The following is a 16,817-nucleotide window of genomic DNA, read 5'->3' on the forward strand; positions in this document are numbered from 1 at the left end:
TAGCAATACACCTGGTGAGAACCAATCGACAGGTTCTCGAAGTTGACCACAAATCTGCGGCATCCGTTCACGCAATTGCCTGCGGCTTCCCCTTGCGAGACCCAGACCTTCGGCTGCGGCGGGTTGCTCGTGGTGGCAGAACTGCGAGCCACCGACGAAACCTGCCCCGCGGTGTCGTGAGCGCGCACCTCAATGAGCCATCGTTGCTGGTAGCCGTTGCCGACGTTCCGCGAACCGCTGTTGGCGACATTGGTCCAGCCGCCGCTGCACGAGTTGCCCGAGGTCTGGCAGGTTCGGATCTGAACCTGGTCGATCGGACGCCCGTTCGGACTCGGTGCCGTCCAGCCCACGCGCACCGAGGTGCCCTGGTTCGTCGCCGTCGCACCGGGTGTGCCGACGGGCCGTAAGGCGTCGCCGTGGCCGAGGCGCCCGACTGGGCTCCCGCGTAGGTCGTGCCGCTGACGGTCGCGATCGCGCGGACGCGCACGGTGTAGTTCGTGCCGTTGGTGAGCCCGGTGATCCTGTTGCCCGAAGGCATGCTCGTCCAGTTGCCCCCGTTGAGCTGGTACTGGTAGGAGATCTCGTTCGCACGAGCGCCATTGCGGTTGTCGGCGGACAACGAGTAGTCGATCGTGATCTGACGGTCGCCCACGTTGGAGATCGTCGGCGTGCTCGGGCCCCGGGCGCGATGACCCCGCGGCGCTCGGCCGACAGCGGGCTCCAGTCGCCCCAGCCGGCCTTGTTCCGCGCACGGATGCGGTAGGTGTACGCCGTCTCGGAGGTGTCCACGACGACGGCCTGGCTCGTGGCGCTCGCGGCCGGGGTCAGCGTCTGCACGACCGAGGAGCCGCGGCGGACCTGCAGTTCGTAGGCCGAGATCGCGTCGCCGTTGTTCGCCGGGTGCGCCCAGTTGACCCGCATTTGCGCCTGGCTCCCCACCGGGGCGAGCTCGGTCGTGACGGGAGCCCCCGCGGCCGACGGAGGAGCCGCAGGGACCATGCCCGTCGACCAGGTGCTCCAGCTGGAAGGGTCGGGTGCGCGGTTGTGCGCGCGGACCCGCACCTGATAGTTCACGCCGTTCTCCAGGCCCTCCCACACGAGGGAGTTGCCCGTCACGTTCGTCTTCTGCGCGATGCCCGAAGGCGGCGCCGGGGAGATCTCCAGCGTGAACGACTCCACGGGCGAGCCGGGGTCGTCGGGGTGACCCAGTCGACCGTGAGCGAGCGGTCGCCGAAGCCGAGCATCGGCGGGCCGGGGTGTCGGGGCGCGCGTCGGGGCGCGCGACCTCGGATGCCGGGGAGGGCGGCGAGTCGCCGACGCGGTTGGTCGCGATCACCTGGAACACGTACTCGACGTTGTTGGTGAGCCCATCGAGGGTGCAGGTCGTCGCCGCGCACTGGCGCGAATACTCCGTGCCCTGGATCGAGGTGACTGTATAACCGGTGATCTCCGCACCGTTGTTGGCCGGGGGCGACCACGACAGCACGACAGTGCGGTCCTGGACGCTGGAGACCGACGGCGTGCCCGGCGCATCCGGGGCGCCACGCACGGTCAGGTTGATGCGACCGTCGACCTCGCGGTCGGGGTCCCCGTCGCATCCTGGATGCGGTAGCGCACCACCATCGATCCGACGAAGGTGGCATCGGGCGTCACTTCGACGTTGTCGCCGGCGACCCGCACCGAGCCGCTGCCGGTCTCGACCACGGCCGTGAGCACCTTCAAAGGCGTCTCCGGGAAGGGATTGAAGTCGTTGCGCAGGACGGCCACGGTCTCGGTGCGCCCCTGATGCGCCTCGTCGACGACATCGGTGTTGGCGGCGGGCAGCTCTCGGGTCGAGGCGATCACACGCACATGCACAGTGCCTTCGATCGCGGCCGTCTCGCCGTCGGTGATGCTCAGCCGGACGGCGCCCGTCGTCCCCTTGGGCGTGCTCGTGCCCGCCTCGACGAGCAGCGTGCTGCCGTCCACGCGGGCAGTCATGCCGTCGCCGGGTCCCGAGACGACCGTGTACCGCATCCTGTCGATGTCGCCGGGGTCGGGGTCGGTCGTCAGGGCCTTCAGGTCGAGGGAGACGGCGGCCTCACCCGGTGCGACCTGCATCTCACTGCCGAGGAAGGTCGGCTGCTGGTTGTCGGGCGGGAGCACGGTGATGGGGATGGTCAGCGTGGCCTTGCGCCCGTCGGGATCGTCGGGGCCGGTGCCGTCGGTGACCTCGAAGGTGAGCGCGTCCTGCCCGTGGTAGCCCTCTTTTGAGGTGTATTCGAGCGTGCGCTGGTCACGGATGAGCGGGGAGCCATCGGAGTGGACGGCGCTGACCTTGGCCGCCTCGGTGATGACGACCTCGCCACCGCCGACGACCGTCACGTACTCCGACAGCGGAAGGACGATCGTCTCGCCGCTCTTGACCTCGACCGGCGTGGTCGACAGCAGCGTGGGCGGAAGGTCGGCGACGGCGGGGACGAAGATGAACGCCGAGGCGTCCTGGTCGTCCTCGTCGGTGATGGTGTAGCGCACGAGCTGCGGCTCGTCGGTCACCGCCACCTGGATCGTGCGATCGGGCAGCACCGTGCCGCCGTCGCCGGCACGCAGCGTCAGCGCATCGACCGTGCCGTCCGGATCCTCGTCGTTCGCGAGCACCTCGACGGCGACCGTCAGCGTCTCGTCGATGTCGGAGGGCTGGACCCGGTCGTCACGGGCGATCGGGCGCTGCAGAGGCACGTTCTCATCGACCGTGATCTGCAGCACGGCGCGTGCGGTCAGTCCGCGCGCATCGCGGATCGTGTACTGGAGCGAGGTCTCCATCTCGCGATCGGGGCGGTCACGACCACCCGGTCGCCCACGACCCTGGCCTCGAGTCCTTCGACGTCGGGGACGATGAGCCCGTTCGGAACGAGGGAGATCTGGTCGCCCTCGGGATCGGAGTCGTTGGCGAGCACGGGAACGGCGACCTCGCGACCGGGGCGCACGACGAGCGAGTCCTTGACCGCGTAGGGCGCCTGGTTCACCGACTCCGGCGGGGCGATGCCCACACGTACGGTGGCCACGCCCGTCTTGCCCAGCCGGTCGCGCACCTCGTAGCGGAAGACGTCGACGCCCGCGGCGGTGTCGAAGGCTTCGTAGTCGAGGTAGTTCGCGCCGACCTCTGTGACCCGGCCCTGTGCGGGCGAGGAGGCGAGACCGACGAGCTCGACCGAATCGCCGTCGGCGTCGATGCCGTCCAGCGGCACGGCGATGCGCACCGTGGTCCCGCTCAGCGCTCGCGCGGTCAGATCGCGCGGCCTGGGGCGGCGTTGTTGTCCTCGTCGACGGGGAGGATCTGGATCGTGATGTATCCGGCATCCTTCTGCCCCGTGGAGTCCACCGCCTCGTAGGTGGCATAGACCGTCTTCGCCTCGGGACCTGCGCGGAAGCGGACGGTGTTCTGGGAGACGAAGATCTCGCCGTCCTCCGGATCGATCAGCGGCGGGACGAGATCGGGGCGACGGTGAGGGTGTCGTTGTTCGGATGCGAGTCGTTGTCGAGGACAGGGATCGTCACGACATCACCGGCGCGCACGACGACCTGATCGTCGTTGACGATCGGCGGCAGGAGCTTGTCGGGCGCCGAGATCGGGATGACGATGACGTCGCCCTCGGCCGTGTGAGAGCCGTTGGAGATGCGGTAGGTCAGGTGCACCTGCTCATCGAGCAGTCCCTGGTCGCTGATGCGCAGGGTCTCGTGGCCCAGCACCGAGACCGATACGCCGCTGCCCGGATCGACCGACACGGACTGCACGACCAGGATGCCGCCCGAGGGCTCAGTGTCGTTGTTGAGCACGCCGACGAGGACCTCGCCGCCCGAGGGCAGCAGCGCGACGTCGCGCACGGCGATCGGCGCCAGATCGCTGTCGTCGGGCTCGAGCACGTCGACGCGGACGAGCCCCGGCACGGGGGTGGGCCCGGCGGTGACCAGGTACTGCACGTAGTAGACGCCGGCCTTGTCCGAGACGAAGTCGAAGGTCTTGTTCGCGAAGTCCGCGGTGATGCGGGTGTCGGGGACCTCGTCGACGCGCGCCAGGCGCAGCGGCTCACGCCCGGAGCTGGTGTCGTTGGCCAGCGGCGCGACCGTCACCTGCTGGCCGACGCGGGTGACGACGTGATCGGCGTTCGTCTTCGGGAGCGTGGAACCCTGCGGGCGCACGTCGAGGATGAGCGTGCCCGAGGCGATCTCGCCGAGGCCGTCGGCGACGCGCACCTCGACCTCCTTGCGCCCCAGCAGGGTGCCGAGTGCGCGATAGGTGATCTGACCGTCGGTGGTGAAGTCGACCTCGTCGCCGTCGGCGGGGATCACCGTGCGCAGGTAGATGTCGTCGCCGTTCGGGTCGATCCAGTCCGGCAGCACGTTGTAGGAGACCGTGCCGCCGAGCTCGACGGCGATCGCGGTGGAGCGCTTCTGCACCGGGGCGGAGTTCGTGCTCCAGTCGTGCACCGTCAGGCGCACGGTCGCGGTGTCGGTGCCGGTGCGCCCGTCGTCGACCTTGTAGGTGAAGGATGCGGTCCCTGCGGCGCCTTCCGGAACGGTGATCTGCAGTGCGCCGCCGTTCTGGATCGGCTGGACCTCGCCGAGCGAGGGCTGGTCGCCCTCGAGCGAGGCGACGAGCACGTCGCCGTCGGCGTCCATGTCGTTGTCGAGCACCGGCAGCACGGTCGAGCGGCCCGGCCGGACGCCGAAGGAGTCATCGACGGCGATCGGATCGGTGTTCTGCTCGCTGCGCTCGGGCAGCGTCGTCTCGATCGTCTCCTCGGTCGTCTGCTCGTCCTCCTCCGAGTCGCCTTCCGGAGGCGTGATGTCATTCCAGTTGTCGACGCGCTGGAGGCTCTCGGTGGCCAACCACGCGGCGCCGCCGACGACGTCGTTGAGCACGACGACGTCGCGATTCACCCGGAACACGAGCTCCGCGGTGTCATCGAGGTCCGCGATATCGCTGACAAGATCGTTGTCGTCGCTCACGCAGTCCCTGACGAACTTCGCCGACCCCGCCCAGGCGCCGTAGGTGCAGCCCAGCAGGTGCACGGGCGCGGCCGGCGTCCCCTGGCCGCCGGAGGCGATCTCCGTCGGCTCGCTGCCGTCGAGCGGGACCTGGACGAGGTGCGAGGCCGTTGCGAGGGTCACGGCATCCGCCTCGGCGGAGGGCTGCTGCAGCACGACGGCGCCTGATCGACCGATCGAGGTGTGGAGCCCGCTCGTCGTGTGCACGGTGCCGGTGGCATCGTCGAAGACGACGGGCGTGGAGCCGACGACGGTGATCGAGGGGAAGGCCCTCTCGTCCAGCTCCGCCAGCTCGGAGACGGACGGATCCTGCGGCTCGCCCTCCGCGTCGACGGTGATCGTGACGATCGTGGAGTCCTTGGCAGAGACGGCGTGAATCGTACCGTCGGTGCCGACCGTGACGTCGGCGCCGTGGCCGAGCTCGGCGATGGGATCGGTACCCTGGATCTCGAGCGCAGAGAGACCCTGCGCGGGTGCGACCCAGAGACTCCCCGAAGAGCGGTCCAGCACCGCCACGGTGTTGTTGCCGAGCGCGACCTTCGCATCTCCCGGAATCGTCGCGTCGTCGGTGAGCGCGACGCGTGCGGGGTCGACGCTGGTGAGCGTGTTCTCCTGCTCGTCGATCACGAGCACGGTCGCCGCGCTCTGCAGGATGTCGAAGGACTCCCCGCTCGTGCGCAGACCGCTGTCGATGACGGTCGACTCATGGTTGAAGTGTCCGACGAGGAGATTCGAGGTCTTGGTGATCCAGACGCCGCCGTCGTGGAGATCGACCTCGGTCGTCGGGTTGCCGTCGTAGGCGAGCGCAAGCACCGAGATGGCGACGGCTCCGGCCGTCACCGCGGCGGCGGAGGCGAACGCTTTCGGGCGCGCGCGGACCCACGATACGGCCTTCACACTCAGATTCCCCCGGATGAGTTCACGCAGACATCGGCGACCACAGCGGTGGCACCGAGAAGTACCAGGTCATCATAGCCGTCGAAGGTGAGTGGTTCCGATGGGGAGAACTACCCTGTGGACAGGTCGAGGGCTCGCCAGCATCCGGCGATGTGATCGTCGACCATGCCGGCCGACTGCATGAGCGCATACATCGTCGTCGGACCGACGAAGCGGAATCCTCTCTTCCGCAGCTCCTTGCTGAGGGCGGTCGACTCGGCCGTGACCGCCGGCACGTCGGCGAACGCCGCCGGCCGGGGCCGCGGCTCCGGCGCGAACGACCACATGAACGCGTCGAACTCGCCGCCTGCCATGTCTCGCACGAGTGCGGCGTTGCCGATCGTGGCGAGGATCTTCGCGCGGTTGCGGATGATGCCGGCATCCGACATCAGGCGCTCGACGTCATCCGCGCCGAAGCCGGCGACGGTCTCGGGGTCGAATCCGGCGAACACCTCGCGGAATCGGGGACGCTTGCGCAGGATCGTGATCCAGCTGAGCCCGGCCTGGAAGCCCTCCAGCGACATCTTCTCGAACAAGGCACGGTCGCCGTGCAGCGGCGTGCCCCACTCCTCGTCGTGGTAGCGCTGGTACTCGGCATCCGATCCGACCCAGCCGCACCGGGCACGCCCGTCGTCACCGTGTACGAGAGAGCTCATGGCGTCAGCGTATTCGCCCCCACCGACATCCGTCTCCGTCTCGGCACGTCGGCCCCTGAGCCGACCCGTCGGTCGCTGAGCTCGTCGAAGCGCCCGCCAGCCGCTACTTCTTCTTGCGCTTGAGGGTCTTCTCCTCGACCGGGGCCTTGCCACTGGCGGCGAGGTCGGCGTAGTACGCCCGCGCCTCGTCCTGACGCGCCTGCTCCGCACCCGAGGCGATCGGGGCGCGCACGTGCTCGGGCTCGTAGCCGAAGGCGTCGACGAGGTCGAGCGCGTGCGGGCGCAGCCGTGCGCAGAGCCGGTCGATGTAGCGGGAGACGGCGGCCGCGCGCTGCGACGACAGACGGCCGTTGATGAGGTACCAGGCGAGGTGCTTCTCGATGAGGTGCAGCCCGAAGAGGTCGCGCAGCCAAGTGAGCACCTGCTGGGTTCCCTCGTCGGATGCGGCGTGCACGGCATCCGTGAACGCCTCCCACTGCAGCAGCTCGCCGTGGGCGCGGGCCGCCTCGATGAGCTCGGACTGGTTCTCGTTGAAGATGCGCTCGGCCTCGGCGGGAGTCGCCTTCTGCGCGGGCGCAGTCGGCCCGCGATGTCGCCGACCATGTCCTGCACGCGGTCGGCGAGCAGCTCGTGCTGCTGGCTCTCGCGAAGGCCCAGCTCCACCGAGCGGGCCGTCGAGCCGAAGTCGGCGACCGCCTGGCCGAGCTGGCGAAGTCCGGCCCCGTGGAAGACGCGCTCGGCGGTCTGCCCGACCGCGAAGGCGGCGAGGGCGGCGGCGTCCTTACCCTTGAACTGCTTCGCGAAGTCGGTGAGCAGGCGCTTGCCGACCAGCTGGAGCAGCACGTTGTTGTCGCCCTCGAACGTGACGTAGATGTCGAGGTCCTGGCGGAGTCCGACCAGGCGGTTCTCGAACATGAACCCGGCGCCGCCGCAGGCCTCGCGGGCCTCCTGGAGGGTGTCGAGTGCGTGCCACGTCGAGAGGGGCTTGAGCGCCGCGGCGAGGGTCTCGAGGTCTTCGCGATCCTGGTCGGTGTCGGTCTTGCCGCTGAAGACGCCGTCGAACTTCTTGAGGAACTCGTCGTGCGCGAAGATCTGCGCATAGGTCGTCGCAAGGCGCGGCAGCAGTCGGCGCTGGTGCTTGCCGTAGTCGAGCAGCACGGTCTCCTGGCCGTCGGCGCCGCCGAACTGGCGGCGCTGCGAGCCGTAGGTGATCGCGATGTAGAGGCCGAGGGCCGAGGCCCACGACGACGCACCGTCGAGGGAGACGCGGCCCTGCACGAGCGTGCCGAGCATCGTGAAGAAGCGGCGGCCGGGGCTGTCGATCGGGCTGGTGTACGTGCCGTCCGGGGCGACGTCACCGTAGCGGTTGAGGAGGTTCGTGCGGGGGATCCGGATGCCGTCGAAGGCCAGGCGGCCGTTGTCGATGCCGTTGAGTCCACCCTTGAGTCCGTCGTCCTCGCGGGTGATGCCGGGCAGGTCGTCGCCGTCCTCGCCCCGCAGCGGCACATAGAAGCAGTGCACGCCGTGGTTGACGCCGTTAGTGATCAGCTGCGCGAACACCGTCGCGGCGATGCCGTGCAGCGCCGCATTGCCCAGGTACTCCTTCGTCGCCGCCCGGAACGGGGTGTGGATGACGAACTCCTCGGTCTCCGGGTCGTAGGTCGCCGTGGTGCCCAGCGACGCGACGTCCGATCCGTGCCCGATCTCGGTCATCGCGAAGGCGCCGGGGATCTCCAGGCTCATGATGCCGGGCAGCCACTTCTTGTGGTGCTCCTCGGTGCCCAGCTGCAGGACGGCCGAGCCGAACAGGCCCCACTGCACGCCCGACTTGATCTGCAGGCTCGGGTCGGCGGCGACGAGCTCCTCGAAGCCGGCGATGTTGGCGCCGTTGTTCTCCTCGCCGCCGAACGCCTTCGGGAAGGCGCGGTGCACGGCACCGTTCTTCACGAGCAGGTGGAGCTGGCTGAGCACGCGCTCGCGGTGCTCGTCCTTGCCGAGCTCGTCTGCCCGCCAGAAGGCCGGGTCCTTGATCATCTCGCGCGACTGGCGGCGAGTGTCCGCCCAGGTGCCCAGAAGCTGATCGTTCAACTGCGCGACATTGACGCGCGGGCTGTTCTCAGTGGTGTCGTTCGTCTCGTGACGGACGGCGGCGTCGACCATGACCATTCCTCTCGGGAAGAAGCGGGAGTGCCTCCATGGTAGGTCTGCGACAACGCTCGCCGAACTCGACTGTCAATATTCTCTAAAAATATCGCGAGCGGACCCCCGCCCGCTTGTCTCCTCCCCACAGCGCGCGGCGCGTGGTCGTTACAGCGAGAGGCCGTGCCCGAAGCGGAACAACGGGTCTGCGGTGTCGAACGGCACGTCCGGACGGGATGCCTCGACCGCCGCCATCGAGCGCGCCACGTCGAAGGGCAGTCGGCCCCTCGCCTCGACGGCTCCGGTGAGCACGTCCAGCAGCGCGGCGGCGCTCGCACCCCAGTTCGCCGTGACTGCGGCAGCGGCATCGACGATGGGCTCGAGGATCGCCGGCCGATCCAACAGGACGTCCACGACGGTCGGGACGAGGGCAGCGATCTCACGCACATGCGCGACGACCTCGGCCGGGAACTCGAGGGAGCCGGAGTGGAAGAAGTTCTCGAACGTCGACCCGCGCTCCTCGAACGGGGCCTGGAGACGCAGGATCGCAGCATCCGCCTCCTCCGGCGTGTCGACGACCTCGCCGAACCTCGCAGCGGCTTCGGCGGCGATGCCCTCCACGTACAGCTTCGCGCCCGAGATGAGAGGGAGCACACCCGTGTTGCTCAACACAGCGATCGAGGCGCGCTGGGCGGCTTCGCCGGCAGCTCGGAAGTCGGCGCGACCGACGGTCTCGTCGGCCGTCTCTTCATCCACGTACGGGTCCTCGAACAGCCCGAGCTCGAACTTCTCGCGCAGAAGGCGCCGCGCCGAGACGTCCAGCCTCTCCTCGGCGACCTCACCCGAGGCCACGAGCTCGAGCAGAAGCTCCGGGCACGCCTCACCGCCGAACTGATCGGCGCCGGCGTCGAGAACCTTGACCATGCGCTCTTTGGGCGACAGGTGCTCGACGCCCCAAGCCCGGGCGGGAAAGCGGTGGCCGAAGATCTCGGCGTCGTTGATCAGGCCCCAGTCGGTGCACACGACGCCATCGAAGCCGAAGCGCTCGCGCAGGAGCCCGGTGATAACCGACTTGTTGAAACCGAAACCGACCTCTTCGAACTCGGTGCCGATCGGCATCCCGTAGTACGGCATGATCTGTCTGGTGCCCGCCTCGAAGGCCGCTTCGAAGGGCTTCAGGTGGTGCTCGAACGCATCGCCTGGGTAGACCTGCTCGCGACCGTACTCGAAGTGCGGATCCTCGCCGTCCTTCTGCGGCCCGCCTCCGGGGAAGTGCTTCGTCATGGTCGCCACGGACCCGTGACCGAAGGTCTCGCCCTGGAATCCGCGGATGTAGGCGGCACCGAGGCGTCCCGCAAGCTCCGCATCCTCGCCGAAGGTCGCGACCTGCCGCGACCAGCGCGGCTCGGTGGCCAGGTCGATCTGCGGATGCAGTGCGACCCGCAGCCCGACCGCGGTGTACTCCTGACGCGCGATGTCGGCGAAGCGCTCGACGACCTCTTCGTCCCCGATGGCTGCGAGACCCAGCGCCTCCGGCCACTGCGAGAACGGACCCGCCATGATCGCCGCGCCGGGGTTCTCGCTGAAGGAGTGTCGCGGGTCGGTCGACAGCGTCACCGGGATGCCCAGGCGCGTGGAGGCCGCCAGCCGCTGGAGCGCATTGTGCCAGGCGGCGATGTCGCGGCCTGTGGGTGCGGCGCCGAGCAGGTTGAAGTGCGACATCCGCTTCACCTCGACGAATTCGCGTGCCGAGGGCGTGCCGAATACGGGGTTCGGCGCGTCGAGGTCGCCGATGGCGATCATCGTGTGGAAGAAGAGCCCTGCTTTCTCCTCCAGGGTCATCTCGGCCAGCAGCAGATCGACGCGCTCGTCGACGGGAAGGCTCGTGTCGAGCCAAGGACGGACTGTGGTGTCTGTCATCTCACTTCACTCCTTTGATGCGGTGGACGAGGATGGCGCCGGTGCACGACTGTGAACACAGTACACGAAACCTGACCATTCGGTAACTGAAAGCCGATCGGTCGGTAAGCCATCGAGAGTAGGATGTATGCCGATGGAGAGGCACTGTTGATGACGCCCGCGACCGCGACGCACTCTCGCTCGACGCGTGCGCGCGGCGCCGAGGGCACGCGTCGGACGATCGTAAGGACAGCTCGCGAGCTCTTCGTCGCCCAGGGCTACCGGGCGACCTCACTGCGTGACCTCGCGACCGCGGCCGGCATCTCGCACCCCGGGCTGCTCCGGCACTTCTCGACGAAGGACGAAGTGCTCGCCGCCGTCGTCGGACAACTGGAAGCCGAGCGCACACCCGAGGTGCTCGCCCGCATCGAGGCCGATGAACCGGGCACGCTCGACTACGCGAGCATCGCGCGGGAGAACGCGGCGATCCCCGGCTACCTCGCGCTGTACGCCGCATTGGCCGGCGAAGCCTCGACCGTGCGTCACCCCGCACACGCGTACATGCGCGATCGTTACGCGAACCTGCGCGAGATCGCGTCAGCCGGATTTCACGAGGCGATCGACCAGGGCACGGTCTCTCCCGACCGGGATCCGATGGGCGAGGCGATCCGCCTGGAGGCGGCGTGGGATGGTCTCCAGCTGCTCGAGCAGTACCTTCCCGAACGCGTGAGCGTGGTCGACGAGCTCGAGGCGCGCGAGGGCCAGTTCGCCCTGCCCGTCGGCTGGCGCGACCCCGATGATTCGGCACCCACGAGCGATCCCGCGCCCCTGCCGGCCTCGCCCGCATTCGATCGCGTCGGCGGTACCTCGGCCGATGGCGGGTATCGCGTGGGTCGCGAACGCCGCGCGCGCATCGTCACCGACGCCCTCACTCTTTTCGCCGCCGAGGGATACGGCGACACGAGCCTGCGCGAGATCGCCGAGAAGGTCGGCGTCTCGAAGTCGACGCTGCTGCACCACTACGGCACGAAGGAGGAGTTGCTCCGTGCCGTGCTCGGCGAGCGCGACCGCCTCATCGGTTCCCGGATGTCCGGCGTGCCCGCCGGTCGGGCCGCGGAACTGCTGCGCGACATGCCGGCGGGCGCCGCGGAGAACCATGCCCGATCACCCGGCCTCATCGAGGTCTACGCCGTCCTGTCCTGCGAGGCCGTGCCGGTCGACCACCCCGCGCACGCGTACTTCACTGAGCGCTTCCGTCTCGTGACCGATCACTTCACGGCGCTCTTCCGCGCGGCGCAGGCGGACGGCGATCTACCCTCGCACCGTGCCCCGAACGCGAAGCCACCTGGCTCGCCGCGCTCTGGGATGGTCTGCAGTTCCAATGGCTCTATGATCGCGAGGCCCTCGACGTCGCCGCTCATCTGACGGCGCATCTCGACGACGTGCTGCCGCGCTGACGGCGCCCGGGCTGTTGCGCCCGCCGCACCGTCGTGCCCGCTCCCTGCGGGCACGACGGCTCAGAAGGCGACGTCGATCGTCGGGTTGGACTCGATGACCTCGCGCACGGCGTCGCTGCGGAAGGCGGCCTTGAGGGCCTCGGTCGCCGGCGTCCCGGCATCCTGCTCCCGCACCACCAGGTGCAGCGCGAAGGTGTCGTCGAGTTCGGTGATCAGTCCGTCGTCGTGCGGGTTGAGCCCGAGTACGGCGATGTGCGAGGGCCACTGGAAGACGAGGTCGGCCTCATCGTAGGCGGCGTTGAGCAGGCTGATGCCGACCTGGAGGAACTCCAGCTCCAGCGGGTTCTCGACGATGTCGTCCACGGTCGAGGCGTAGGGGTCGACGGCGGGATCGAGCACGATGATCCCCTCGTCGTCGAGCATCTTCAGGGCGCGTCCGCGGTTCGAGGCGTCATCCGGGATCGCGACCGTGTCGCCCGTGGCCAGGTCGGCGATGTCGTCGTGCGTCTTCGAGTAGAAGGCGATCGTGAAGTTGTAGACCGGCTGCACGCCGACGAGCGTGCCGTCGTTGCCGGCGTTGAACGTCTCCATGTACGGCACGTGCTGCGAGAAGTTCGCGTAGACGTCGCCGGCGTTGAGGATCGTGTTGGCGGTGACGTAGTCGGACACCTCGACCAACTCGATCTCGTAGCCGTCCTCGATCGCCTCGGCGGCGGCGAGCACGACATCCGTCATGGGCGACTGGACGGCGACGACCTGGAGGGTCTGGATGCCTTCGGGGTCTCTTCGCCGGCATCCGATTCACCTCCGGCGGCGCATCCGGCCAGGACGAGGACGGATGCCACGGCGGCGCCGAGGGCGAGACGAGATGTGGAACGCATGGGACTCCTTCTTTCTGGGGGTGCGGGACAGACGCGTGCGGCATCCGACGATCAGCGACGGTCGAGCCGACGAGAGGTGCGATGGCCGACCGCCTGGATGACGAGCACGCAGAGGATGATGACGACGATGGCGAGATACATGAGCGAGTCGTTGTACTCCTGGTAGCCGTAGCGCATCGCGAAGTCGCCGATGCCGCCGCCGCCCACGACGCCGAGGACGGTCGAGTACGACAGGAGGCTGATCGCCGCCGAGGTCAGCGCGTAGACCAGGCCCGAGCGCGCTTCGGGCAGGAGGAACCGGAACACCGCCTGCGGCACGGTCGCCCCCATGGCGTCGGCGACCTTCGGGATGCCCGGCGGGATCTCGCGCAGGATCTGCTCGGTCAGTCGCCCGTAGACCGCGATCGCCACGATGCACAGCGGCAGCGTCGCCGCCTGCGTACCGAAACTCGTGCCCATCACCAGGCGCGTGAAGGGGATGAGGAAGACCACGAGCACGAGGAAGGGGAAGGAGCGGACGATGTTGATGAAGGCGTCGGCGACCGCCCACACCGGCCTGTTCTCGATGAGGCCGCCGCGCTGGGTGAGGAAGACCGTCACACCCAGGGGAAGCCCGATGAGCACGGCCGCGGCGAGCGAGACGGCGAGCATGTAGCCGGTCTCGGCCAGTGCCTCCAGCAGGTCGTCGCCGTAGTCGGCGAGCAGGTCGGTGAGCCAGGTCATCCCTTCAGCTCCCGACGTACCTGCTCGCGGTAGCTCGGCAGCGACCGGTAGTCGGTGCGGGCGACGTCGAACAGCTCGACGAGCCGCCCCTCCTCCAGGAGCGCGGCGCGATCGCAGATGGCCTTCACGACGTCCAGATCGTGCGTGATGACGAGGATCGTCGTGCCGAGCTCGCGCTGCGCCCGCAGCAGCACGCCGAGCACGTCGGCGGTCGTCTTCGCGTCGAGCGAGGAGGTCGGCTCGTCGCAGAGCAGCAGCGAGGGCGGGCCACGAGCGCGCGGGCGAGACCGACGCGCTGGCGCTCCCCGCCGGAGAGCTGCGCCGGGAAGTGATCGGCGCGATGGGCGAGACCGACGAAGGCGAGCATCTCGTCGACCGCTTCGCGCTCCTGGGCACGCGTGCGATGGGCGGTGCGGCGCTCCAGCTCGAGGGCAGGGCGATGTTCGCGCGGACGGTGCGGTTGCTGAGCAGGTGCACGCCCTGGAAGAGCACGCCGATGTCACGGCGAAGCGCGCGCAGCCCCCGACGGCCGAGCGCGGGACGTCGCGGCCGGCGACGCGCAGGTCACCGGCATCCGGTCGCTGCAGCCCGTTCACGAGCTCGAAGAGCGTCGTCTTGCCCGCGCCGCTCTCGCCGATGACGCCGAAGATCTCCCCCGATCGGATGCCGAGGTCGACCTCGCTCAGTGCCGCGCGCTCGTTGCCGTCGAAGTGCTTCGTGACACCGCGAAGCTCGACGATCGTCTCGTGCATCGGTTCAGGCCGCTCCTCGTTCCGGCGGCATCCACCGATCGGATTTATTGGACTGAATACAAATATACTCGATGTATGAGCATGAGGTACCGGACGGAAGCCATCAACCGCGACGGAGGAAACGGAGTCAGTCGCATCCCCGGCGGGTTGAGCGTCACGGTCGCCTCACCGCTGGCCACCGACCCCGATCCTTCCGCGAGCAATCCCGAGCAGCTGCTCGCGCTGGCGTGGGCGACCTGCCTGAACTCCACCGCGCAGGTCATCGTCGCGGGCGAACGACGCACCGCCGTGCGCGTCGAGGTCGAACTGCACACCGCCGAGCCCGGGCCGGGCTACGAGTTCCACGTCGACGCCTTCATGTCGGTGGAGGGCGTCGACGAGGCCGAGGCGCAACGCGTGCTCGATGCCGCCCACGCCCGCTGCCCGGTCTCGAAGCTCCTGCGGGAGGCCGCGACCGTGCGCGTGCACACCGAGCTCTACGCGGCGGGCTGAGGCTCCGGCACGGACTCTTGCTCCGGCTCCTTGCGCCGCGCCGAACGCCGTCGCTGCACGTAGGCGCGCGCCTTCGCCCAGCTCTCCTCGCGGATGAAGATCATGTCGCCCGCGATCATCAGCAGGGAGAAGAACGGCAGGGCCATCAGGATGCCGATGCCCGCGTGCATCCCGGTGATGCCGATGAGAGCGACGATGCGCGTCCAGCGATTGAGCAGCAGAAGGGGGAACAGCAGCTGCAGGTAGATGCTCACCCAGGACGAGACGAACACGAGCGGCGTGATGTGCCAGACGAGCGTGTTCAGCCACGGGAAGAGGGTCAGTTCCTCCAGACGCAGGGGGTAGTAGACGGCGACGCCCGTGATCCAGGTGCTCCCCTGCAGCTTCCACAGCGCCGAGGTGATGTAGATCATGCACAGCTGGAAGCCGATGAGGATCACCGCGACGTTGTTGAGGAGGTTCGTGAACCACGCCGGTATCCCGAGGAGCGTCTTGCCGCCGGCATCCGGTGTCCGTTCTCCCCGGCGGGCGCGACGACGGGCATCCAGTGACCAGCGACGCGACAGATCGGCCAGGAGCATGACGATGACCATGATCCGGAAGGTCTGGTAGTGACCGGAGTTCGTGATGACCGGGTTCAGCGTCGTGAAGCCCAGCCAGAGGAACACGAACAGCGGGGAGATGATCCGCATGCGCCAGCCGAGCGTGTAGGCCACGGCCACGGCGAAGAGGATCGCGACCTTGATGTAGAGGACGACGTCCGGGTCGTCGCGGCTGAACGGGAAAGGCAGCGGCCAGAAGTACTCGTTCGTCGACGACACGGATGTCCGCGCCTCGCCCCAGTGGGACGCACTGCCGAACGAGTAGGACAGGTGGGGTGCCGAGAGCGCGAGGATGACGAGCGTCATCCCCCGTAGGCGATGCGCATGAGCGCGAGCCCATAGCTTGCGCGCCGGCCGTCGAGAAGCCAGCCGGTGAAGCTCTCGCGGGCATCGGCGAGGATCGTGGAGACGCTCATCGCGGGTACGCCTCCTCACCCGCACGCTCGAGCCACGTGAGGAAGCTGCGTGCGAACTCCTCCTGATCCTGACCGTCGTATTCGAGCGGCTCACGCCAACCCGCACGGGTCTGAGTCGGTGGAGGCGGCTCGGCGTCGGCATCGTGACGGTCGCGCCAGCGGACGACGGGCTCGTAGACGATGCGCGACTGCACGGCGAGGATTTCGTACTCCTCGCCGTAGAGCGCATGAGCGACCTGAGTCGCGTACGCGGTGACATAGTCGGATGCCCGCATGTACGCCCCTGCGCTCCCGTGTTCGGACAAGGCGGCCACCAGACGCTCGCGGTCACCCTCGCGATGGAAGTTGCCACCGGTCACGATCTCGGTCTGCTGCGCGTTCAGCCCTCGATAGGCCGCCATGTACGCCTCGGCACCGACGATCGTGAGTTGCTTGCGCAGAACCTTGCGGTAGGTGTCGGTGAGCTCCACCGCCGTGGCATTGATCCACTCTGTCTCGGTGCGCGTGCCGTCTTCGGCCTCGACCCAGGCGCGCACCCACAGTTCGCGGTCCTCGCTCGCCGGGTTCGGCGCGAAGATCCGGTAGTTCTGCACGAAGTACGGTCGGACATAGGCATCCGCCGCCGCGCCGGGGAGCGGCCCGTACTTCACCTGCGAGTACGGCACGTTCACCACGGCCGTGAAGAACATGTGCGTCGCCGCGAGGGCGAGCACGATCAGCATTGTGACGATGACGCCTCGAGAACGAACCGGTCGTCGTGATCGCTCGTTCCGACGACGGGCGGGGGTGCCCTCCGTACTGACGGGGGCACCCCGTTCCGTTGTCGTCATGCAGGC

At 68.5% G+C, this 16,817-nt stretch carries 14 protein-coding genes and 3 pseudogenes; 2 read left to right on the plus strand and 15 right to left on the minus strand.

The annotated features are described in order from the left end of the window. Nucleotides 1–189 precede the first annotated feature (189 nt). From KAE78_RS04460 to KAE78_RS04495, 8 genes and pseudogenes are all read right to left on the minus strand, one after another. Complete coding sequence (locus KAE78_RS04460) at nt 190–1,179, minus strand: fibronectin type III domain-containing protein (protein WP_223171958.1); 990 nt, start codon at nt 1,177–1,179, stop codon at nt 190–192. 163 nt (nt 1,180–1,342) lie between these two features. Continuing rightward, a pseudogene (locus tag KAE78_RS17325) lies at nt 1,343–1,549 on the minus strand (fibronectin type III domain-containing protein); the annotation flags it as partial. A 2-nt stretch (nt 1,550–1,551) separates the two neighbouring features. Beyond that, nucleotides 1,552–2,802: an Ig-like domain-containing protein gene (locus tag KAE78_RS04470; RefSeq protein ID WP_223171959.1), complete on the minus strand. Its 1,251-nt coding sequence runs from the start codon at nt 2,800–2,802 to the stop codon at nt 1,552–1,554. Then, the gene (locus tag KAE78_RS04475) at nt 2,757–3,239 is read right to left on the minus strand and encodes an Ig-like domain-containing protein (RefSeq protein WP_223171960.1); all 483 of its coding nucleotides are present in this window, start codon (nt 3,237–3,239) and stop codon (nt 2,757–2,759) included. Before KAE78_RS04475 ends, KAE78_RS04470 begins: the two co-directional genes overlap by 46 nt. 217 nt (nt 3,240–3,456) lie before the next feature. Continuing rightward, a complete protein-coding gene (locus tag KAE78_RS04480) occupies nt 3,457–5,925 on the minus strand; it encodes an Ig-like domain-containing protein (protein WP_223171961.1) in 2,469 nt (822 codons plus the stop codon). Between the two features lie 110 nt (nt 5,926–6,035). After that, on the minus strand, nt 6,036–6,620 hold the full coding sequence (locus KAE78_RS04485) for a DNA-3-methyladenine glycosylase I (protein WP_317451862.1): 585 nt from the start codon (nt 6,618–6,620) through the stop codon (nt 6,036–6,038). Between the two features lie 103 nt (nt 6,621–6,723). Next, nucleotides 6,724–8,780, minus strand: a pseudogene (locus KAE78_RS04490) (acyl-CoA dehydrogenase). A 147-nt stretch (nt 8,781–8,927) separates the two neighbouring features. Continuing rightward, a complete protein-coding gene (locus tag KAE78_RS04495; RefSeq protein ID WP_223171962.1) occupies nt 8,928–10,679 on the minus strand; it encodes a glycoside hydrolase family 3 protein in 1,752 nt (583 codons plus the stop codon). A 150-nt stretch (nt 10,680–10,829) separates the two neighbouring features. On the opposite strand from KAE78_RS04495, the gene KAE78_RS04500 reads away from it, so the two are divergent. Beyond that, on the plus strand, nt 10,830–12,083 hold the full coding sequence (locus tag KAE78_RS04500) for a TetR/AcrR family transcriptional regulator (RefSeq protein WP_223171963.1): 1,254 nt from the start codon (nt 10,830–10,832) through the stop codon (nt 12,081–12,083). A gap of 92 nt (nt 12,084–12,175) precedes the next feature. Here KAE78_RS04500 and KAE78_RS04505 read toward each other — a convergent pair whose 3' ends face one another. From KAE78_RS04505 to KAE78_RS19410, 5 genes and pseudogenes are all read right to left on the minus strand, one after another. Further along, nucleotides 12,176–12,850: a MetQ/NlpA family ABC transporter substrate-binding protein gene (locus KAE78_RS04505; RefSeq protein WP_262927752.1), complete on the minus strand. Its 675-nt coding sequence runs from the start codon at nt 12,848–12,850 to the stop codon at nt 12,176–12,178. Beyond that, on the minus strand, nt 12,847–12,996 hold the full coding sequence (locus KAE78_RS04510) for a hypothetical protein (protein WP_223171964.1): 150 nt from the start codon (nt 12,994–12,996) through the stop codon (nt 12,847–12,849). Before KAE78_RS04510 ends, KAE78_RS04505 begins: the two co-directional genes overlap by 4 nt. A 51-nt stretch (nt 12,997–13,047) precedes the next feature. Then, nucleotides 13,048–13,719, minus strand: coding sequence for a methionine ABC transporter permease (locus tag KAE78_RS04515; protein WP_223171965.1), 672 nt, complete (start codon nt 13,717–13,719; stop codon nt 13,048–13,050). A gap of 124 nt (nt 13,720–13,843) precedes the next feature. After that, nucleotides 13,844–14,086, minus strand: a complete 243-nt coding sequence (locus KAE78_RS19405) for an ATP-binding cassette domain-containing protein (protein WP_411156016.1) — start codon at nt 14,084–14,086, stop codon at nt 13,844–13,846. Nucleotides 14,087–14,312: 226 nt separating this feature from the next. Then, nucleotides 14,313–14,471: pseudogene (locus tag KAE78_RS19410) on the minus strand (ATP-binding cassette domain-containing protein); the annotation flags it as partial. 147 nt (nt 14,472–14,618) lie between these two features. Between KAE78_RS19410 and KAE78_RS04525 the strand changes: the two are divergent. After that, nucleotides 14,619–14,963, plus strand: a complete 345-nt coding sequence (locus KAE78_RS04525) for an OsmC family protein (RefSeq protein WP_223171966.1) — start codon at nt 14,619–14,621, stop codon at nt 14,961–14,963. Here the strand turns inward: KAE78_RS04525 and KAE78_RS04530 are convergent. Then, nucleotides 14,948–15,871, minus strand: a complete 924-nt coding sequence (locus tag KAE78_RS04530) for an HTTM domain-containing protein (RefSeq protein ID WP_223171967.1) — start codon at nt 15,869–15,871, stop codon at nt 14,948–14,950. The genes KAE78_RS04525 and KAE78_RS04530 overlap by 16 nt on opposite strands. A gap of 106 nt (nt 15,872–15,977) precedes the next feature. Beyond that, nucleotides 15,978–16,703 carry a DUF5819 family protein gene (locus tag KAE78_RS04535; RefSeq protein WP_223171968.1) on the minus strand — a complete coding sequence of 242 codons (726 nt, stop codon included), beginning with the start codon at nt 16,701–16,703 and terminating at the stop codon, nt 15,978–15,980. Nucleotides 16,704–16,817 lie beyond the last annotated feature (114 nt).

It is taken from the genome of Microbacterium sp. NIBRBAC000506063, assembly GCF_017968845.1.
Taxonomy (GTDB): domain Bacteria; phylum Actinomycetota; class Actinomycetes; order Actinomycetales; family Microbacteriaceae; genus Microbacterium.